The sequence below is a fragment of the Streptomyces sp. SD31 genome (genome assembly GCF_052068475.1).
GTDB lineage: Bacteria > Actinomycetota > Actinomycetes > Streptomycetales > Streptomycetaceae > Streptomyces.
On sequence record NZ_JBQHCX010000015.1, the window covers coordinates 44,460 to 64,760 of the forward strand.

The 20,301-nt window shown below is 71.2% G+C and carries 16 protein-coding genes and 1 pseudogene; 8 read left to right on the forward strand and 9 right to left on the reverse strand.

What is annotated here, in order from left to right:
* The first annotated feature begins 59 nt into the window (after window positions 1–59).
* Complete coding sequence (locus tag ACTMVF_RS29270) at window positions 60–1,727, forward strand: hypothetical protein (RefSeq protein WP_441274262.1); 1,668 nt, start codon at window positions 60–62, stop codon at window positions 1,725–1,727.
* Here the strand turns inward: ACTMVF_RS29270 and ACTMVF_RS29275 are convergent.
* Window positions 1,705–2,223: a YceI family protein gene (locus tag ACTMVF_RS29275; protein WP_441274100.1), complete on the reverse strand. Its 519-nt coding sequence runs from the start codon at window positions 2,221–2,223 to the stop codon at window positions 1,705–1,707. The two genes, ACTMVF_RS29270 and ACTMVF_RS29275, sit on opposite strands and share 23 nt — an antisense overlap.
* A gap of 109 nt (window positions 2,224–2,332) precedes the next feature.
* Between ACTMVF_RS29275 and ACTMVF_RS29280 the strand changes: the two genes are divergently transcribed.
* Together ACTMVF_RS29280 and ACTMVF_RS29285 are read left to right on the forward strand one after the other, a co-directional pair.
* Complete coding sequence (locus tag ACTMVF_RS29280) at window positions 2,333–2,815, forward strand: MarR family winged helix-turn-helix transcriptional regulator (RefSeq protein WP_441274101.1); 483 nt, start codon at window positions 2,333–2,335, stop codon at window positions 2,813–2,815.
* A 58-nt stretch (window positions 2,816–2,873) separates the two neighbouring features.
* Window positions 2,874–6,011, forward strand: coding sequence for an FAD-binding and (Fe-S)-binding domain-containing protein (locus tag ACTMVF_RS29285; protein WP_441274102.1), 3,138 nt, complete (start codon window positions 2,874–2,876; stop codon window positions 6,009–6,011).
* A 37-nt stretch (window positions 6,012–6,048) separates the two neighbouring features.
* On the opposite strand, the gene ACTMVF_RS29290 is transcribed toward ACTMVF_RS29285, so the two are convergent.
* A complete protein-coding gene (locus ACTMVF_RS29290) occupies window positions 6,049–6,816 on the reverse strand; it encodes a carbonic anhydrase (RefSeq protein ID WP_441274103.1) in 768 nt (255 codons plus the stop codon).
* A 248-nt stretch (window positions 6,817–7,064) separates the two neighbouring features.
* Here ACTMVF_RS29290 and ACTMVF_RS29295 point away from each other — a divergent pair, with 248 nt between their 5' ends.
* Entirely contained in the window at window positions 7,065–7,544 is a 480-nt protein-coding gene (locus ACTMVF_RS29295; RefSeq protein WP_441274104.1) for a DUF6174 domain-containing protein, read from the forward strand.
* 113 nt (window positions 7,545–7,657) lie between these two features.
* Here the strand turns inward: ACTMVF_RS29295 and ACTMVF_RS29300 are convergent, their stop codons facing one another.
* Both ACTMVF_RS29300 and ACTMVF_RS29305 read right to left on the reverse strand, forming a co-directional pair.
* Window positions 7,658–9,118 (reverse strand): flavin-containing monooxygenase, encoded by a 1,461-nt coding sequence (locus ACTMVF_RS29300; RefSeq protein WP_441274105.1) that lies wholly within the window; start codon window positions 9,116–9,118, stop codon window positions 7,658–7,660.
* 29 nt (window positions 9,119–9,147) lie between these two features.
* Window positions 9,148–10,485 (reverse strand): cytochrome P450, encoded by a 1,338-nt coding sequence (locus ACTMVF_RS29305; RefSeq protein ID WP_441274106.1) that lies wholly within the window; start codon window positions 10,483–10,485, stop codon window positions 9,148–9,150.
* 225 nt (window positions 10,486–10,710) lie between these two features.
* On the opposite strand from ACTMVF_RS29305, the gene ACTMVF_RS29310 reads away from it, so the two are divergent.
* Window positions 10,711–11,493, forward strand: a complete 783-nt coding sequence (locus ACTMVF_RS29310) for a DUF899 family protein (protein WP_441274107.1) — start codon at window positions 10,711–10,713, stop codon at window positions 11,491–11,493.
* An 89-nt stretch (window positions 11,494–11,582) separates the two neighbouring features.
* Here ACTMVF_RS29310 and ACTMVF_RS29315 read toward each other — a convergent pair whose 3' ends face one another.
* Entirely contained in the window at window positions 11,583–12,005 is a 423-nt protein-coding gene (locus ACTMVF_RS29315) for a MerR family transcriptional regulator (RefSeq protein ID WP_441274108.1), read from the reverse strand.
* A gap of 55 nt (window positions 12,006–12,060) precedes the next feature.
* Here ACTMVF_RS29315 and ACTMVF_RS29320 point away from each other — a divergent pair, with 55 nt between their 5' ends.
* On the forward strand, window positions 12,061–13,032 hold the full coding sequence (locus ACTMVF_RS29320; RefSeq protein WP_441274109.1) for an SDR family NAD(P)-dependent oxidoreductase: 972 nt from the start codon (window positions 12,061–12,063) through the stop codon (window positions 13,030–13,032).
* A gap of 123 nt (window positions 13,033–13,155) precedes the next feature.
* Window positions 13,156–14,109, forward strand: a complete 954-nt coding sequence (locus tag ACTMVF_RS29325) for an alpha/beta fold hydrolase (protein ID WP_441274110.1) — start codon at window positions 13,156–13,158, stop codon at window positions 14,107–14,109.
* 514 nt (window positions 14,110–14,623) lie between these two features.
* Here ACTMVF_RS29325 and ACTMVF_RS29330 read toward each other — a convergent pair.
* The 4 genes and pseudogenes from ACTMVF_RS29330 to ACTMVF_RS29345 all read right to left on the reverse strand — a co-directional run.
* Window positions 14,624–14,758: pseudogene (locus tag ACTMVF_RS29330) on the reverse strand (flavoprotein); the annotation flags it as partial.
* Entirely contained in the window at window positions 14,745–15,014 is a 270-nt protein-coding gene (locus ACTMVF_RS29335) for a hypothetical protein (RefSeq protein WP_441274272.1), read from the reverse strand. The gene ACTMVF_RS29335 and the pseudogene ACTMVF_RS29330, both read right to left, overlap by 14 nt.
* Before the next feature lie 201 nt (window positions 15,015–15,215).
* The gene (locus ACTMVF_RS29340; RefSeq protein ID WP_441274111.1) at window positions 15,216–16,106 is read right to left on the reverse strand and encodes an RNA polymerase sigma-70 factor; all 891 of its coding nucleotides are present in this window, start codon (window positions 16,104–16,106) and stop codon (window positions 15,216–15,218) included.
* On the reverse strand, window positions 16,103–17,200 hold the full coding sequence (locus tag ACTMVF_RS29345) for an NAD(P)/FAD-dependent oxidoreductase (RefSeq protein ID WP_441274112.1): 1,098 nt from the start codon (window positions 17,198–17,200) through the stop codon (window positions 16,103–16,105). Before ACTMVF_RS29345 ends, ACTMVF_RS29340 begins: the two co-directional genes overlap by 4 nt.
* Before the next feature lie 423 nt (window positions 17,201–17,623).
* On the opposite strand from ACTMVF_RS29345, the gene ACTMVF_RS29350 reads away from it, so the two are divergent.
* On the forward strand, window positions 17,624–20,299 hold the full coding sequence (locus ACTMVF_RS29350) for an ATP/GTP-binding protein (protein ID WP_441274113.1): 2,676 nt from the start codon (window positions 17,624–17,626) through the stop codon (window positions 20,297–20,299).
* The last annotated feature ends 2 nt before the right edge of the window (window positions 20,300–20,301 follow it).

The window sequence follows — 20,301 nt, forward strand, 5'->3', positions numbered from 1 at the left end:
GTGCCGTGCAGTTGGCAGAACAGCGGCTGGTGACACCCGGCCGACGGACGCAGTGGTCGGTGCCCGTCACGGTCCTGGAACCCCCCGCCCAGTGGCACCGCGTGCTGACCCTCCTCGCGGACATCAGCCTCTTCATCGGCACCCGCGCGATCTGGACGCAGGCGGCCGGCCACCGACTCGTCGTGGCCGCGGCCATCTCGGTGTGCTACGCCTCGATCCTGGTCTGTGGCGTGCTGGCGCTGGTGGTACGGCGGGCGAGGTCGCTGGCCCGCCTCGACCTGTGCGTCCTGGTGACCGCCGTGACGCTGACGCTCTGCGCGTGGGCGATGAACCACGCGGGCAGCGACGAGGCGATCCTCACCACCCAGGCCGCCCGTGAACTGGTCGCCGGGCATCCCGTCTACGGACAGCCGTGGCCCTGGCTCTTCGGCCACGGCGTCGCGCTCACGCCGACGGTGACGGGCGGCTACGACTTCACGTACGGCTATCCGCCGCTGGCCCCGCTGCTGACGGCACCGCTGCTGTGGCTGGGGCACGGGGGCACGCCCGCGACGGCGGTGAGTACGGCCGCCCTCGTCGCCGGCGCCGTCTCGCTGTGGCGGATGCTGCCCACGCCGTGGCGGTCGGCGGCGACCATGGCGTACCTCGGCTTCGGATTCCTGCCGTCGTACGGCCGCCTCGGCTATCCGGCGATCGTGGCGCTGGCCCTGCTGGTGCCGGTGGTGGTGCGGTGGCCGCGGATCGGGCGGGGTGGGCGGCTCGGGGCCGGGGGGTTGGCGCGGGCGGCGTGTCTGGGGGCGGCGTGCGCGGCGCAGCAGCTGCCGTGGTTCGTCGCGCCGTTCCTGCTGGCCGGGATCTACGCCGTGCGGCGTGGGGAGCTGGGGCGGCGGGCGGCGGGGCTGGTGGTGGCGCGGATCGCCGGGGCCGCCGGGGTGGTGTGGCTGTTGCTCAACACGTACTTCGTCGTGAGTGAGCCGGGAACCTGGATCCGGGGTATCGCGCTGCCGCTGACGCAGGGCGCGGTGATCCACGGACAGGGCGTGGTCGGCGTCTCGCTGTACTTCACCGACGGCAGCGACCGGCTCGACTGGTACTCCCACGCGAGCATGCTGCTGGTGGCGGGGCTGCTCGCGCTCTTCGTGCTGTTCGTGCGGCGGCTGGGGCCCGCGGCGACCGTCCTGCCGTGGTGCGCGTTCTTTCTGGCGACCCGGTCGCAGGACGGCTACTACCTGATGATGACGCCGCTGTGGCTGGCGGCGGCGGTCACCGCGCCCGCGCCGGAGTTCGCCACCGCCTGGCAGCCGCGCCCGCGGGTGCTCCTGCGGCGTCCGGCGCGGTTCGCGGCGGCCGCGCTGCTGCTCACCCCGGCCCTGGCGGGCGCGGCGTGGGCGGCGACCGGGACGCCGCCACTGGGCATGCGGGTGACGTCGGCGCGGTGGGCGACGCCAACTACCGTGACGCGCCTGGGCGTTGAGGTCACGAACACGGACACCGCCGCCCTGACGCCGCACTTCACGCTCACTACGGGCCAGGGCATGAACCAGTACTGGACGGTCGTACGAGGACCGGCCGCGCTGCCCGCCCACACGACGGCACGCTATGAACTCCGGCCGCCCGCAGGGAGGTTCGTCCTCCCCCGTCCGGGCGTACGGATCCGGCTGCGGGCCTTCACCGCCGTACCGCAGACGCTGTCGAGCGCGGACGTCAGGCTGCCGCGGTCCGGGTGAAGCGGAGGGTGGCGGCGACCGTGGTCAGGCCGCGCATCATGCCGAGCTGGTTCCAGTCCATGCCGAACTGGTCGCGGTCCACGGTGAACTCGGCTTCCAGGGTGAGCGCGTCGGCGTCCGCGCCGGCGAGGCGGGCGGTGAAGGACTTGGGGCGGCTGATGCCGCGCACGGTGAGCTGACCGACGACGTGCACGTCGTCGCCGTCGCGGAGTTCGGCGCTGCGGACCGCGAAGGTGATCTCGGGGTGCTGGGCGGCGTCGAAGAAGTCGGCGGCGCGCAGGTGCTCGTCGCGCTTGGCGTTGCGGGTGTCCAGGGAGGCGACGTCCAGGGTGATCGTGCCGACGGCGGAGCCGTCGGGCCGGACCTCGCCGTTGCCGGTGACGGCGGCGAAGGTGCCCTTCACGGTGACCAGGCCCCAGAAGGCCTTGTGCCGGAGGGCGACGGTGGAGGCGGCGGGGTCGAGCTGCCAGGTTCCGGTTTCGACGGCGACGGTCATGATCTTTCACTCCTGGGCATCGGGGACATCATCGAGGGCTGTAGTCCAAATTTGGATGACCCCACGCTAGCCGATACTCCAATTTTGAACAACAGCTACACTCGAAATCATGGCCGACCTCTCCGATTGCCCCTCCGCCTCCGGCGACGGACTCCTGCCCGTCGAGCTGCACGCCTGGATGCTGATGCTGGCCACGACGGGAGCCGTCGAGCAGGAGCTGCGCACCGTCGTCAAGGAGCGGCTGGACGTCTCGCACGACGAGTTCCTGATCCTGTGCCTGCTCGCCGCGGACCCCGGCGAGGCGCTGCGCATGACCCGGATCGCCGAGCTCCTGGGCCGCCCCAAGACCCGCCTCACCTACCAGATCGCCTGCCTCCAGCACGCCGGCCTGGTCACCCGCAAGTCGGTCTGCGGCGACAAGCGGGGCGTCGAGGTCGCCCTCACCGAGAAGGCGCGGCGCCTGATCGAGGAGGCCTCCGCGGTCCTCGCCGAGACGGTCAAGGAGGCGCTGGCCCGGTTCATGGGCCCCACCCAGCGCCAGGCGATGTGCGCGCTGATGCCCGACTTCGCGGCGGAGGCGACGCCGGAGTAGTCGCCGGTGCGGTCGCGGGTACCCGAGCGGTCCCCGCACCGACACCGAGGAGGGGTTCATGGCGACCTCGGACCTGCCCGCTCCCGTCGTACGACGCGACACGGCACCCCCACCCGACCCGGCCGTTCTGGAGGCGGCGCTGCGGGAGCGCGTCGACGGGGAGGTCCGTTTCGATGCCGGGAGCCGGGCCGCGTACTCGACCGACGCCTCGAACTTTCGCCAGACGCCGATCGGCGTGGTCGTACCGCGCACCCCCGAGGCGGCCGCGGAGGCGGTGGCCGTCGCGCGGGAGCACGGCGCGCCCGTGCTGTCACGGGGCGGCGGGACGTCTCTGGCGGGGCAGTGCACCAACACGGCCGTCGTGATCGACTGGTCGAAGTACTGCACGGCGCTGGAGTCGGTGGACGTCGAGGCCCGTACCTGTGTCGTCCAGCCGGGCATCGTCCTCGACGAGCTCAACCGGCGACTCGCCCCGACCGGCCTGCGCTTCGGCCCAGAGCCCGCCACCCACGCCAACTGCACGATCGGCGGCATGATCGGCAACAACTCGTGCGGCGCGACCGCGCAGGCGCACGGCAAGGTCGTCGACAACATCGCCCGCCTGGAAGTGCTGCTCTACGACGGCACCCGCTTCTGGTGCGGGGAGACCAGCGACGAGGAGTACGCCGAGATCGAGCGGCAGGGCGACCTGCGAGCCGCCGTGTACCGGCAGTTGCGTGCCCTGCGCGACGGCTGCGCCGACGACGTCCGCCGCCGCTTCCCGCGGATCCCGCGCCGGGTCTCCGGCTACAACCTGGACTCGCTCCTGCCCGAGCACGGCTTCGACGTCGCCGGGCTGCTGGTCGGCAGTGAGTCGACGCTGGTCACCGTCCTGCGGGCGGAGCTGGAGCTGGTGCCGGTGGTGAAGGAACGCACGCTGGTGGTGCTGGGGTTCGGGGACATCGCGCTCGCCGCGGACGCCGTACCGGCGATCCTGCCGTACGAGCCGATCGCCCTGGAGGGTGTCGACCGCCGTCTGATCCACGACGAGCGGCTCAAGCACCTCAATGAGCAGGCCCTCGACCAACTGCCCGAGGGCGACGCCTTCTTGATGGTGGAGTTCGGCGGCGAGACCGTCGAGGAGGCCGATGAGCACGCGCACCGCATGCTGGACGCACTGCACGAGTCCGAGCACGACGCGGAGGTCGCCTTCCTGGACGACCCCGCCCACGAGGAGCAGCTCTGGCAGGTCCGCGAGGCCGGTCTCGGCGCCACCGCGCACATCCCCGACCGCCCGGATACCTGGGAGGGCTGGGAGGACTCGGCGGTGCCGCCGGAGCGGCTCGGCGAGTATCTGCGGCGGCTGCGGGCCCTGTTCGAGGAGTTCGGGTACCTCAGCGACACCGGGCCCAGCCTCTACGGCCACTTCGGGCAGGGGTGCGTGCACACGCGGATCCCCTTCGACCTGTACAGCGCCCAGGGGGTGGCCGACTACCGGCGGTTCATGGAGCGGGCGGCCGATCTCGTGGTCGAGTTCGGCGGGTCCCTCTCCGGGGAGCACGGAGACGGGCAGAGCCGGGGGGAACTGCTGCCGCGGATGTTCGGCCGGGAGCTGGTGGAGGCGTTCGGGCGGCTGAAGGCCGTCTTCGACCCGGGCGACCGGATGAACCCCGGGAAGGTCGTGGCGCCGTACGGGCTCGACGAGAACCTGCGGCTGGGCGGCGACTGGGCGCCGTACGAGCCACGCGACCTGCACTTCCACTTCCCGCACGACGGCGGGTCCTTCGCCGAGGCCGCCAACCGGTGCGTGGGCGTGGGCAAGTGCCGTCGCCTGGAAACCGAGGGCGGTGCGGTGATGTGCCCGTCGTACCAGGTCACTCTGGAGGAGGAGCACTCCACGCGCGGCCGGGCCCGGCTGCTGTTCGAGATGCTCGACGGGCACGGCGACAGCGCGATCCGGGACGGCTGGCGTTCGCAGGCGGTCAAGGACGCGCTCGATCTGTGCCTGGCCTGCAAGGGGTGTAAGAGCGACTGTCCGGCCGATGTCGACATGGCGACGTACAAGGCGGAGTTCCTGTCCCACCACTACGCGGGGCGGCCCTGGCTCAGGCCCCGCTCCGATCTGTCGATGGGCTGGCTGCCGGTCGTCGCCCAGGCCGTGGGCCGCGGCGGACTCGGCCCGTTGGTCAACGCGCTCACGCACACCCCGCCGCTGTCCCGGGCGGCGGTCGCGGTGGCCGGGGTCGAGGACCGGGAAGTGCCGCTGTTCGCACGGCAGTCGCTGCAGCGGTGGTTCGCCCGCCGCGAGCGGAACCGCTCCTCGCATGCCGGGGAGCGCGGGACGGTGCTGCTGTGGCCGGACACGTTCACCAACTTCTTCCATCCGCACGTCGGTCAGGCGGCGGTGGAGCTGCTGGAGCACGCGGGCTGGCGCGTGACCCTGCCCAGTGAGCCGCTGTGCTGCGGACTGACCTGGATCTCCACCGGTCAACTGGACGTCGCCGAACGCGTCCTGACCCGGACCGTGCGCCGCTTGGCCGGTCATCTGCGGGACGGCGGGCTGGTGGTCGGCCTGGAGCCGAGCTGTACGGCCGTGTTCCGGTCGGACGCGGGCGAGCTGTTCCCCGGCGACCGGGATGTACGCAGGCTGGCGGAACAGACGGTGACGCTGTCCGAGTTGCTCGCCGAGCACAGCCCGGGATACGAACCCCCGCAGGTACCCGACCGCACGGCCCGGGCGCTCGCCCAGGTGCACTGCCACCAGCACGCCGTACTGGGCTGGGAGGCCGACGCGAAGCTGCTGCGCCAGGCCGGCGTCGACGCGGAGCGACTGGACTCCGGCTGCTGCGGCCTGGCCGGCAACTTCGGTTTCGAGCAAGGCCACTTGGAGGTCAGCCGGGCCTGCGCGGAACGCGTCCTGCTGCCGCGGCTGCGGAAGGAGGACGCCGGCACCGTGGTCCTCGCGGACGGCTTCAGCTGCCGTACCCAGATCCACGAGCTCGACAGCGGCGGCCACGAGGCGGTCCACCTGGCGGAACTGCTGGCGTCGGCGCTGCCGTCGTCCGAGGTGGCGGCGAGTGCGTACGGGGTCGCCCCGGGCGCCCGGCCGGCACCTCCGGGGCGCCGGGCGCGGGCTCTGGCGCTCGCTTCGGCGGGGGTGGCGGTGGGCGGGGTGGCCGCGGGGGTGGCTCGGGCGGTTCGGGGAATGCGGAGGTGATGACCGGCCGCCCCCGTGGCGGCCGGTCCGCCCCGCGTCAGGCGGTGGGCGCCCCGTCGAGGACCTCCACCCGGCCGGTGTCCAGGGAGTAGTAGGCGCTGACGACGGCCAGGCCGCCCTTCTTCACGAGCGGGGCGAGAGCGGGGTCGGTGCGCAGGCCGGCGGCCGTCTGCCGGGCGTGGACGCGGATCATGGCGTCGACCGGGTCGTCGTGCTGCACCTTGGATATGGCCTCGTACGCCGGGCGGACGGCCTCGGCGATCGACTGGAGGTCACCCGGCAGCGGCTTGCGCTCCTTCAAGGCCTTGTACGACGCCTTGACCGCACCACAGCGCTGGTGCCCGAGCACGACGATCAGCGGGGTGCCCGAGGTCACGGGCCCGTACTCGACGGAACCGGTGACCACCGGGGCGACCACCTGACCGCCGGTACGGATCGCGAACAGGTCGCCGATCCCGGTGTCGAAGACCACCTCCGGCGGTACCCGGGAGTCGATGCACGACACTATGACGCCGTACGGGACCTGCTCCTCGGCGACGGACGCACGCCGGTCGAGGCCCTGGTTCGGGCGCTGGAGCGTTCCGTTCACCCAGCGCTCGTTGCCGTCCAGCAGCCGCGCGAGCGCCGCCGAGGGCGTCTTGGGGGGTGCGCCCACGGACGACGGCGGAGTCGCCGCCACGACGGCCGCCGCCTGCGGAGCCGAGCCGTTGTCCGCCTTCGTCGAACATCCCGTGATCACGGCCGCCGTCGCCACGAGCCCTCCGGTGAGAACGGCTCGACGCTGCGGTTGCGAGACACTGCCCATGGCACGCTTCCCTTCTGGTGTTTCCCCTGGTGGGACGTGATGCCACTGTTGCGAAACAGCGGTTAACGCCCGTACAGGCCAGATGCAGGGGACGGGAAGCGCGCATCCAAATCACGCGGCGTGGCGGACTGTTCGGCGGCCTCCGGCGGTGTGAGGCCCAAGAACGCCGGCAGCGTGGCCGCGCTCCGCCGAACGTTCCCGGGGCGACCGGCGTCACAGAGGTGACCGTCGTCGAAGGGACCGCCGCCATGACCGCCGTACGTCTCACTGCCCGCCCCATGTCCCGACTCGCGCTGATCGCGGGGTTGTTCTGCGCGGTCGCCGCCTGCGACACCGAGACATCGACGGCACCGGCGTCCACCCGGGCCACCTGGCAGGAGCCCGCCTCGTACACCTACACGCTCCGCTCCAGCGAAGGGGAGCGGAGCCTGCTCGGCACCTTCCGGATCACCGTCCGCGACGGCGCCGTGGCCAAGGCGGTGGGCCTCGACGACAGCGGCCGGCGCGTGGTCGAGGACGTCCCCGAGGCGGTGCCCACCATCGGGGCGCTCCTCGACGAACTGGGCCAGGCGCGGCGGGACGACGCGGACACAGCCGAGGTGGAGTACGCGGCCGACGGGCATCCGGTGCGGATCTCCCTGGACTGGGAGGAGAACGCCGTCGACGACGAGGCCCGCTATGTCATCAGCGCCTACGAGCCGACCGACGGCCGACACGCCGGCCGCTGAACGTGTCGTCGTCGAACGTGTCAGCCGTCGAACGTCTCAGCCGTCGAAGCGCCGCCGCGATTCCTCGCTGTGGCCCGGGTATGTGTGGGTCCCGTCGCACATGCCGCACCGGGTCAGGCCCTACTCGACCGCGTCAGGCCCGCGTAGCGGTGGGCGAGTCCGCCGGGAAGCAGGTACTCGGCCAGCAGATTGCCGGCGCGGCGGGACGGCAACCCCATGTCGTGCAGGAGTTCGTCCGCGCAGTGGATGTCGTAGGGGCCGAAGTCGTAGCCGCCGGAGCCCGGCAGCACCTGCTCCTGCCAGGCCAGGCGAGCGTCGACGGCGTCCCGCATCTCCTGCTCGCCCGGGGTGGTGCGCAGCGTGCCCCGGAAATGACTGGTCAGCCAGTGCGCGGTGAGTTCCACGCCCATGATGTTGTTGAAGACCTGCCGGAAACCGACGAATCCCAGCCGGTCGGCGCCGAGTGGCACGATGCCCCGGTAGAGCCGCAGCCGCCCGGCGGAATCGTGCACGCGCACGCTCGGGTCCAGGAACGGGAAGACTTTGTGGTGTCCCGTGGCGAACACGATGACATCCGCCGCCACTTCCTCGCCGGTCGCCAGTCGCAGCCCTTGGTCGGTGTACGCCTCGACGGCACTGACCTTGGGAGCGATCAGGCCGCGGCGGACGGCCCGTACGTAGCCGCGTGGCATCACTCCCGCGTGGGCCAGGTGGTAGGGGAGCGGGCGAGCGGGCCGCAGTTGCCTCGGCAGCCGGTACAGCCCGGTGGACAACAGCGTGTCGCGGGTGATGAGCCACCACAGGGCTCGCTTGACCCGCTCGTCGAGGCGGTCGATCGGACGGACGCAGGCCGGATCGTGGTACCGGGGCAGGAGCGCCTCACCGAGCCGGGTGAACAGGATCCACTTGTAGCCGACCAGACCGAGCAGGAACCGCTCGGGGACCATCCAGTTCACCTTGCGCTGCACGAGGGTGGCCGAGGCCGCCTCGTGTGCGGCCCGGGTGGCCAGGTCCAACGCGGACTTGCCGCCGCCCACGACGACCACGCGCCGGCCGGCGAACGTCCCGGCCCGCACCTCATTGGAGTGCAGCACGGTCCCGTGGAACAGCTCACGCCCGGGCAGTTCGGGCACATGCGCATGATGATGAGCCCCACTGGCGACGACGACGTAGTCGTATCGTTCGCGCTGAACCTCCGCCGCCTTGTCGCCGGTGGGCCGAGAGTCGATCAGCCAGCCGGAGGCGCCCGACCGCCCGGGCCCGTCCACCGGCCGGATGGAGACCACCTCGGTGCCGGGCCGGACGCGGTCCAGCACACCGAAGGTCTCGGCGTACTCCTCCAGGTAGCGTTGCGTGTCCGCCGCGGCGGCGAAGTGCAGGCGGTTGGGCAGGTCCGCGAACTCGAAGATGCGGAGCGCGGACTGGTTGGCCAGCCCGTCGTAGCAGCCTCCCGATGACCAAATGCCGCCGACCTGCTGGTACTTGTCGAAGACCGTGACGTCGAAGCCGTTCTCCAGCAGCACCTTGGCGGTGACGATTCCCCCGGGGCCGGCCCCGACAACACACGCTCTCATCCGCTGTCACTCTCCTTGGGTGGTCGGTGTCAACTTCCTTTTGGCGCTACCAGAGTTGCGGGTGCGGGGCCGTCGGGTCGGACGGTGATGCCGTACTTCGCCTGCATGGGGGTGGACGAGAAGACCAGGGTGTGGACCGGCAGCAGGTGTTCGAGCAGGACGGTCGATTCGCGGAGCGCGAATTGCAGGCCGAGGCAGGCGCGGGGGCCGATGCCGAAGGGAAAGTAGGCGCCCGGGTGGGCGGGGCGGCCGTCCGGGGCGGTGAAGCGCCGGGGGTCGAAGTGCTCCGGCTCCGGCCACAGTTCGGGGTCGCGGTGGGTGAGGTACGGGCATACGAGGATGTCGGTGCCCGCCTCGATGGCGTGACCGTCGGCGAGGGTGTCGGCCTCGGCGGCATGGCGGGGCAGCAGCCAGGCGGAGGGGTAGAGGCGGAGCGTCTCGTGGACCAGAGCCTGGACGGCCTGGCGGCGTTGCGGTGAGCCTTCCTCGCCGGCGGCGAGAGCCTGTTCGCGGGCGGCGGGGTGCTGGTCGAGGAGCAGGTAGAGCCAGGTCAGGGTGGACGCCGTGGTCTCGTGCCCGGCGGCGAGCAGCGTGACCAGTTCGTCGCGGATCAGCCGGTCGGTGTATTCGGGGCGCTCGGTGGCGGCGTCGGTCAGGACGTGCACGAGGCCCGGGCCATCGGGACCTGCCGCCCCGCCGCGGGCGGCCTCGATGGCACGCCGGGCGACCGCGTCGATCCGGGCGAGGTCGGCGGCGACGGCGTCCTGGGCTTCGGCGAGGTCGGCGGGCAGGGTCGGAAGGGCGGCCCCCACTGCCTCTACGGCGGCCAGTTCGCGCTCGGTTTCGTCGTCGAGGGGGTGCCCGGTGAGGGAGCGCCAGATGGCGTCGAGGGCGAAGCGGTGCATCTCCCGCCCGACGTCGAAGGTCTCCCCGGTACGGGCGTACCCGTCCCAGCGCTCGGCGGTGGTCCGGGCAGCCGCGGTGATCCGCTGCTCGTAGCGGCGCATCCCGGTGCCGGTGAACTGCGCCTGCAGCAAACGGCGTTGCCGCTTCCACGCCTCGCCCGTGGCGGCCATGACGCCGTCGCCGATCAGCAGACGGGCGCGGTGGGAGCGCTTGACGTACCGCTCGGGGTGCCGGGCGAGTACCTGCTGGACCGCCGCCGGATCGGTGACGAGAACGGTGGGCGCCGGCCCGATCCGGAACGCGGCGACGCCGCCGACCCGCTCGCGCACCTGGGCCAGCAGCTCGACCAGCTCGCCTCCCCCCGAACGCCACCGCCGCACGAGCCCCGGATCGGCTTCGGGAACCGGCCGCCCCGTTCCGGGAGCGCGGGGAACGGAGGCGAGACCGGCTTCGGGTTCCATGTTTCTTCTCCTGGTCAACCGCTGGGCCCGGCCGTGGACTTGGCCGCGCCGGAGTGTTGGCGCGAGTGCGGGCACGAGCACTGGCATGAGCACTGGCACGACGGACTGTACGGGAGCAGGCACATCCGGTGGCAGTCCGCGTCAACGCGGCCGCTGTCCCGGTATGGCTCCACGGCTCCACGGCTCCACCGATGACTTTCTGCGAGCCGCGGGCTCAGCAGGGCCATGACTGATGTGAACAAGCCGCCGGTCGTCTCCCGCCGGGAGTGGCTGACCGCGATCGACACCCTGCGCGTCCGGGAGAAGGCGCACACCCGCGAGGGCGACGCGATCGCCGCCGCCCGACGACGACTGCCCATGACCGAGGTGGACCCGTCGGCCCCGCTCGTCGCGGGCGAGGGGCGCGTCCCCCTGATCGACGTCTTCGAAGGCCGCTCCCAGCTGTTCGTGTCGTATCACATGTGGCACGACGGCCGTCCCGCCGCCGACCAGTGCGAGGGCTGCACCTTCTTCACCGGCCAGGTCCGCGAACTGTCCTATCTGCACCAGCGCGACGTCACCTTCGCCGTCTTCTGCCAGGGCCCTTTCGAGGAGTCCGACCGCTACCGCCGCTTCATGGGCTGGGACCTGCCCTGGTACTCCGTACCCGCCGAGTCGCACGAACGGCTCGTCACCGGCCGCCACTTCGGGATGAAGGCGTGCTACCTCCGCGACGGGGACCGCGTCTACGAGACGTACTGGACCACCGGCCGCGGCGTCGAACCCATGGCGCCGTCCTACGGCATCCTCGACATGACCGTCCACGGACGGCAGGAGACCTGGGAGGACTCCCCGCCGGGCCGGCCGCAGCCGTATGAGCCGCGCGGCCAGCAGTTCCGCAAGGACGGACGGCCGACCGCACAGTGGGCACGGATCGCCGCCGGCCACGACGACGACCTGCACAGCGGACAGCCCGGCACGGGGACGGGGACGGGCACGGAGACGTACAGCTCAGGCTGCTGCGCGTGAACCCGAGCCCGACGGCCTTCGTGGCGGAGCGACGACCGCTGCGGCGGCGTCCGTCCGGGTATCAGACGGTCGGGTTCAGACTGTCCGCTTCAGACTGTCGGGTCCCAGAGCCCCCGGGCCTCGTCGCGGGCGAGGTGCTCGGTGTAGACGCCGACCTTCCAGGCGATGACTGAACGACACTCCTCCAGCGCCTGTATCTGCGCCTCGACGCGCTGTTGATGGGCGTCGAGGAGCTGAAGGCGCTCGGCCTCGTTGCCCGGACCGTGCCGCACCAGCTCGGCGAACCGCTTGAGTTCGGCGAGCGGCATGCCGGATTCGCGCAGTTTGACGCAGATCAGCAGCCAGTCGACGTCGACCGGGGTGTAGCGCCGCCGGCCGCCCGCGGTGCGCTGGACCGGTCCGACCAGCAGGCCCTCGCGCTCGTAGAAGCGCAGCGCGTGCACGCTGAGTCCGGTCCGCTCGGCCACCTGGCCGATGCTCAGTGGCTCCGCAGGGGTCTCGGTGGTCGCCATACAGGCCAGCATAGGACTTGATCTAGACCTCGCTCCAGATCGTAGCGTCGTCGGCATGACCGCAACTGATCAGCAGCCGCTGGGCTCACCCTTCTGCGCCACCAGCACCGCCGAGGACGTCATGGCCGGCCTCGACCTCTCGGGCGTCACCGCCGTCGTGACCGGGGGCTACTCCGGGCTCGGCCTGGAGACCACCCGGGGTCTGGCCACCGCCGGGGCCCGGGTCATCGTTCCGGCACGCCGGCCCGGCATCGCCCGCGCCGCTCTCGAAGGTGTCGACGGCTGCGAAGTCGTCCCCATGGACCTGGCGGACCTCGACAGCGTGCGCACCGCCGCCGCGCGGATCAGCGACTCCCTGGACCGGCTCGACCTCCTCATGGCCGTCGCCGGCGTCATGGCCACTCCCGAGCGACGCCTCGGACCCGGCTGGGAAGGCCAGTTCGCCGTCAACCACTTCGGGCACTTCACGCTCGTCTGCGAGCTCTACCCGCTCCTCGCCGCCGGTGCCGGTGCGCGCGTCGTCGTCAACAGCTCCGCGGGGCACACCCTGACCGACATCCGCCGGCACGACCCGCACTTTCGCACCGGATACGACAAGTGGCTGGCCTACGGCCAGTCCAAGACCGCCAACTCCCTGTTCGCCGTGCGGCTCGACGCCCTCGGACGCGACGACGGCGTCCGGGCGTTCGCCCTCCACCCGGGCAAGATCATTACCGGGCTCCAGCGCGAGATGACGCTTCAGGAGCAGATCGACCGCGGCTGGGTGGACGAGCAGGGCAACGTGATCGGCGCCGGCTTCAAGACACCCTCCCAAGGCGCCGCCACCGGTCTGTGGGCAGCCACCTCTCCACTCCTCGACGGCCGCGGCGGGCTCTACCTCGAAGACTGCGACATCGCGCGCGTCTCCCACCCCGCCGAGCCCATGGATGACGGCGGCGTCCGCGGGTACGCCATCGCTCCGGAGGCGGCCGCACGGCTGTGGGACCTCTCCGCCGCGGCAACCGGCGCCACCCCGATCCCTCGCTGAACCCGCGCTTCGCCCGGCACGGCGTCTGCCCCCAACGGCCGCGTGCCTGGCCTGGTTCGAACACCCGGGCAGACCCAGGAGAACGTGCCGAAGCCCAAAGATCACAGCCGTACGCTCATGCACATGGTTCAGCATCGAACGGTCGACGTGAACGGGATCCGACTGCACATAGCCGAGGCAGGCGAAGGCCCCCTCGTAGTGCTCCTGCACGGCTTCCCCGAGTCATGGCACTCCTGGCGCCACCGGTTCGGCCCGCTGGCCGACGCGGGCTTCCGCGTGGTCGCCCCCGACCAGCGTGGCTACGGACGCAGCGACCATCCCGACGACGTCGACGCGTACAGCATCCTCCACCTGGTCGGCGACGTCGTCGGTCTCATCCACGCCCTGGGAGAGGAGACGGCGTACGTCGTCGGGCACGACTGGGGTGCGCCGGTCGCCTGGCACACCGCGCTCCTGCGGCCGGACATGGTGCGCGCGGTGGCCGGCCTGAGCGTGCCCCCGCCGTCCCGGGGGACGGAGCCTCCGCTGGCCGTCATGGACAACATGTTCGGCGGCCGCTTCTACTGGAGCTACTTCAACCGCCCCGGCGTCGCCGACGCCGAGTTCGCGAAGGACACGCGCACCACGTTGCGGAAGTTCTTCTACTCGGCTTCCGGCGACGCCCCCGGGGACGTCAAGCAGCCGCTGGTCGACCCCGAGCGGGGCTGGCTCGCGGACATGCAGGACCCCGAGGTACTGCCGTCGTGGCTCACCGAGGACGATCTCGACGTGCTGACCGAGAGCTTCTCCAAGGGCTTCACCGGCGCCCTCAACTGGTACCGCAACCTCGACCGCAACTGGGAACTGACCGCCCCGTGGCACGGCGCTGTCGTCACCCCACCCGCCCTGTACATCTACGGCGACCGCGACCTCGTTCCCGTTTTCCCCGGCACCCCCGAATTCATCGAAAGCCTCCCCGCCCGCATGCCCAACCTGTGGCGCGATCCCATCAAACTGACGGGTTGCGGACACTGGACCCAGCAGGAACGCCCGGACGAGGTGAACGCGGCGCTCATCGAATTCCTCAGGCGCACCTGACAGCCGGCCGGGCCGGGCCTGGCGGTTGGGGCGACGAGGTCCATCCGGCTTCCGGGGTCGGCGCGTGCGGTGGGGTGTGGCCCGCGGACCGGCACTCGCCTGCGGGCCGGCACTCGCCCACGGGCCGGCACTCGCCCACGGGCCGGCACTCGCCCCGGGGTCGGCACTCACCCCGGGGCCGGCACTCACCCGAGGGGCCGCGCTTCGGCCCCTCTCGGCCATGCCAGTTGGCGCAGCGACCGCGGGCCCCGAGACCACCGGCGAGCCACCGGAAACAGAGCGCCGGATCCAGGGTGCCGTCCAGCGTGCGGCGCAGCGCGGCCACGGCCTGGGGGTCGGCGGCTACGGGGACAGGTCTCCGATCCTGTCGCCAGGGCCACCTCGGCACGCGCCACGCACCCGGCCCACAAGCCGAGGCAGCCGGGGCTCGCGGCATCGCCCAACGACGGAGCACTCCCGTCCAATCGCGCCAGCCACTCCCCCGTCGCGGCCGCCACCAGCACGGCGGCGCTGATCACGGCCGCGCGGACACCTCGGGAGTGAGCAACTCCAGCGCCCCCTCCCAGCGGTAGCGGTCGGCCCCACCTCCGGCCTTCGGCCGGTGCGGCTCGTACGAGCCGACGAGGACGCCCACCTCACGCAGCCGGTCCCGACCGCGCCCACGACGGCAGCGCGCCCTCTTCGAAGGCGCGGACCCCGTCCAGTGTCCAGCCGTCGGCGTGGGCGTCGACCAGGGCGCGGTCGAAGAAGTGCACGGCGCAGCCGCCGTGTTCGAAGATGTCGTCCCCGCGGGCGGTGTCGGTGCCGATGGGGTCCCCCGGTTCGAGCGAAGCCGAGAACTGGGGAGGCGTCGCCGGTGTGCCGGACGGTGTCGGCCGTGCTGGACGCCCTCCAGAAACGGACACCGCCGTCGCCGGCCGGGCTGCACCATGGCGGCGCCCCGTGGTCGGGCCCGACCCCGGACGTCGCGGCTGCCTCCGTGCTCGCGGGAGAGGGAGCGGCAAGCCCTCGGACGTCACCGCGCTCGCGCAGGGTCGCCCAGGCCATGGCCGCCCGCCGCCCGCCGCTCCCCATCCCGACCTGATCTTGTCTTTGCAGGCGCCGGGTCACACCTTGACCGCCGTGAGCTTCTCAGGGTTGCGGACGCAGTAGACGGCCGTCACGAGGCCGTCGCGGATCTCGAACGAGGTCACCTGATCGAGTTGGCCGTCGATGAGCACCGCGACAGAGTGCATCCCGTTGTAGGTGCCGATACGGATGTCGAGTTCGCCCATGCGGGCGCCCTTGGCCAGGAGCCCGAGAAGCAGCCTGGCCACCTTGTCCGGCCCGACCACGGGGCGCCGCACTGCGTTCACGACCCCGCCGCCGTCAGCCAGGAACACCACATCGGGGGCGAGCAGGTCCATGAGACCCTGCACGTCACCGGTCGTGGCCGCCGTCATGAACCGTTCGGCGACCGGCCGTGCCTCATCAGGAGTGGCAACCGCCGTGTGCCGCCTCGCGCGCACGCTGTTGCGGGCGCGCTGGTTCAACTGCCGCACCGCGACCTCGGACTTGCCCACCGCGGCGGCGATCTCCGCGTAGTCGAAGCCGAACACCTCACGCAGCACGAACACCGCGCGCTGGGTGGGGGTCAGGGCCTCCAGAACCAGCAGCATCGCGGTGGTCACGGCCTCGCCGGTGAGCACATGATCGATGCCGTCGGGTGCGACGCCGACGGCATCGGTCACCAGCGGCTCCGGCAGCCACGGCCCCACGTACTTCTCCCTGCGGCGGACGGCCGACCGCAGCACGCCGAGCGCCTGCCGGGTGACGATCTGCGCCAGATAGGCCCGCGCGTTCTCCACCGAGGTGTGGTTCACCGACCGCCACCGCAGATAGCTGTCCTGCAGGACGTCTTCGGCGTCGGCCACCGACCCGAGGATCTCGTAGGCGATCGAGAACAGCAGGGCCCTGTGCGTGGTGAACTCGTCCGAGGGGTCCAGCTGCTCGGTCACTTCGAGCCCCGCAGCCAGGCGTAGGTGGCGGTGCGTGCGCCGAACTTCGCATAACGGCAGATCCGCTCCTTGACCACGGCCGCGGTGCGCCCGGCGAAGTAGAGCCGGCGCACGGTGTCGTCTCTGCGGTTGACCTGGAGCAGCCCGTCGAGCCGGCCCAGGCTCACTGCCTGTCCGGTGTAGCCCATGGAGTAGGGCTTGGGCCTACGGCCTTGGATCATCCGCGCCAGCGTATCCGCCGCGTGCGCGCCCTGAGGCATGGCCGTCGCGCAGGCCGCCCGGGAGCCGGGAACCGCCGCGCAGTCACCGACGACGAAGATCCGCCGGTCGGTCACGCTGCGCAGATGCTCGTCGACCACCGCACGCCCGTCGGCATCCACCTCCAGTCCGCTGCGGGCAGCCAGGTCGGGCACGCTGCCGATGACCGCCCACAGCGTGAGGTCGGAGGTGACCGGCGGGCGCGAGTGCAGACGCACCATGTCGCCGCCTCCCTCCCCAGCGCCAGGGTCGATCTGTGTGACGGAGTCCTCCACGACCTCTACGTTCAAGCGGTCCAGGCCCGTGCGCACACGCTTCCGCGCTCCTGCCGACAGGCTGGCGGCAATCGTTTGCCCCACGATCCGCACGTGAAGGTCGGGCCGGCCGAAGGCGATCTCGGATGCCGTCTCGATGCCCGTCAGCCCGCCACCGATGACGGTGACCGTCTTCCCACCGGGCAGCCCGGCCAGTGCGGCCCGCGCCTCCTCCGCACCCTCCCAGGTCCCCACCTCAACGGTGCCCGGCAGCGGTGCGACCGTGCTGCCCACCGCGAGGAACAGGTAGTCGAAGTCGAGACCCGCCCCGTCCCTGAGAATGACCTGGCCGTCGCCGATCTTGTCGACGGTGCCCACCCGCATGGTGATCCCTTCGCTCAGCATCGACGTCAACGGAGTCGCCGCGGCTGCGGTGCCGACGATCTGCTCGTGCAGCCGCACCCGCTCGACGAAGTCCGGACGAGGGTTGATCACCGTGATCTCCGCTGCCTCGACCTTCTTGGCCAGCCGGTTCGCCGCGATCGTCCCCGCGTAGCCGGCGCCCACCACCACGAGCCTCATGTGTGCCTCCCGTTGTGCGACAGTTCGCAGACGGGATGCGGCCCGCCTCGCGGTTGTGACGGGCAAGCCGGGTGACCTGCATCACTCGACGAACCTTCCGCCTCGCCGACGAACACACCGACCTCCACTCTTTCTTCGGTTTGGTCGTCGGTCAGGTCATGGCGGGTCTGTGGAGCGTCGGGTGCCGGGGGCCGGATGAGCTGTGGGTGCTGTTTCGGCGGGTGACACCACCGACTGAGATGGTGCGGCTCTGACGTCTTTCAGTGGCCCCTCGATAAGGACCTGGGAGGGCAACCGCCAAGCCGCTGCTCGCTTGGATGGGCGCATCAACAAACCCCGGCGCGGAGGGCGGGGACGACCTTGCCCCGCCGTCCCCACGCGTGCATAGATTGGCCGCAGTTGATCACCAGGGGAGGGCGAGACGTGGCAGGGCGGGATCTTCGAACGCTGTTCAGCTCGAACGACCGGAGCATCTCCGCCGATGAGGCGTTCACGAACCGGCAGGCGCAGTGGCAGGCAGTGACGTCCTGCCTCGCGGAGCACATACGGCACGTGACCGGTACGGACTTCAATGTGGAGGACCTGGAGAGTCCACGCCGTAACATCCTCGTCTTCCACGGCGTGGGAGGGATCGGCAAGTCCACGCTCTCCCGCAAGATCGAGACGTCGCTCGCCCGCAGCGAACTCCGTCCCGCGCAGTGGGACGCTCCGTCGCTTGTCGAGGAGCGGACGCTGCCCGTCCGGATCGACCTCGCTCGTGCGGCGGGCACAGACTTCGAGCGAGTCGTCCTCACCATCCGCCTCGCAGTCGCCGCGCTCGGCCGGCCGATGCCCGCCTTCGACCTCGCCTTGCGCCGCTACTGGGAACACACCCATCCGGGCGAACCGATCGAGGACTATCTGCGCCGGCGTGGGCTGCTGAGCCGCTTCAGCGCCGCTGCCGCTCTACCGCAGCAGATGCAGTCAGCTCTCAGCGACGTCGCTCAGGCCATGCTCCTTCCCGGCACGGTCGGGGGCGCACTCGGCCACGGGGCCGGAGCGCTCATTAAGGCATTACGTGAGCGTCGTCAGTCCGTTCGCGCCCTCGCGGGCTGCTCTCGCCTGGCTGACCTGCTGGAAGCCGAGCCCGACCTGGAAGCCCTCAGCTTCTACCCACACCTGCTCGCCTGGGACCTGGCTCAGCTCCCGGCCGACAAGAGCGCAGTACCCGTGATCCTGCTGGACACTTTCGAGGACACCGGTGACCGCACGCACCGCGACTTCGAACGTCTGCTCCAGCGCATCGTGTGGCTGATGCCCAATGCGTTCTTCGTCGTCACCGGGCGCAACCGCGTCCAGTGGGCGGAGACGAACCTGGAAGGGCAACTCGACTGGGTCGGGCCGAACGCCTGGCCCGCCCTCGTCCCCGGCGACGCTGCGTATAGCCGGGCCGACACCTCCGGCCGCCAGATCCTGATCGGTGACTTCTCACCCGAGGACTGCGAGGACTACCTGACCCGCCGACTCAGCCGCGACGGGCAGCCGCTGATCGACGAACCAGTCCGCCGGATCATCGCCGAGCGCTCCCACGGGCTCCCTCTGTACCTGGACCTGTCGGTCATGCGCTACCTGGAGCTGCGGCGTGGCGGCAGGCAACCGCAGGTCACCGACTTCGACCACGACTTTCCCGCTCTGATCGCCCGCACCCTCAGCGACCTGACCGCCGAGGAGCGCCACGTCCTCCGCTCGGTCAGCCTACTCAGCGCATTCTCCGTCCCCTTGGCCACCAAGGTCGCCAGGATGGACCACGACGCGCCCGCCCTACGACTCATTGAGCGCCCGTTCATCCGGGAGTCCAACTCAGGCATGTGGCCGTTCCACATCCACGACCTCATCCGATCCGCCATCCGCAATGCGGACGACGGCAGTGACGACCGCTGGTCCCAACAGGACTGGCAGCGCGCAGCCCAGCGCGCATTCAACGCCCTGGAAGCGCAGTGGCGCCAAGATCTGACACACGACCGGACCGTACTGGTCGGCTGCCTTCAGCAAGGTCTGCGCCTTGCACGGGACTTCGATCTCGACCTCGGCTGGCTCGGCGATGCCTCATTCCAGTACGTGGCAGATTCCCTATGGGAGCCACTCGCGCTGCCCGCCGCGAGTGAGACGTCGCCGGACGGCCTGCACACTGCAGCAGATGCCCTGGTGGAAACGCTCAGCGCCATCGCCCGCCGCCAGCACGAGCACCGCGAGCGTACGGCCAGTCGGCTCTCGACCGTCCTGGCATCAGGGCTGCTCCCCGACGAGCTGGTCGAGCTGACCACGTACTACCTGGCAAAGGCCCAACGGGACCTCGGGATGACCGAGGAGTCGCGCCAAGGCATGCAGCGCGTCGCCTCCGCCGGCGGCCGGCTCGCCATCGACGCCGGACGCGGCCTGGCACATCTGAGCCGGCTGTCCGGAGACTTCCCTGCGGCGCTGGATGCCGCTGGGAGGCTGGGCTGGGAGGGACGACACCAGCGTGTATTCGGGGACGTGTGGTGGGTCCAGGGAGACATGGACCGGGCCGCAGCCGCCTACCGCGCAGCCCGGAGCGAAGCCGAACACAACGGTGCGATCGGCGAGACCGCAATGTCCCAGGGACACCTCGCCTTCGCCGTCGCCTTCACCGACCCCGTCCAGGCCGATGACGAACTCGAACTGGCAGACCGGCTGCTGTCACGACTCAGCCTGCGCTCCACCGAGATGACCGCACGCATCGCCGCATTGCTACGCAATGCCGGGTACGCCGCAGACCTACCGGACCGGGCCTCCGTCCTCCTCGCCGAAATCGGCGTTTCCGGAATCTCCTACGCCGCAGCCAAGCTCGAACTGGTCCTGTGCTTCCACCATGCCGTACTTGACGCTCGAGACGAGCTCGCGGCCGGGATCTCGCGCCTGCGCGAGCTCACCCACAGCGGCGACTACGCGTACTACGTCGAGATCGCGCATTTCATGGCCGACCTCCCGCTGCCCGCGGACATCGCACGAGCACACTGGATCGACGGGGAACAGCGGACTCGCGAGCGATGGGGAAACATCGTGATGACCCGCCGCGATCACGTGGCCGCGGCTCATTGAGC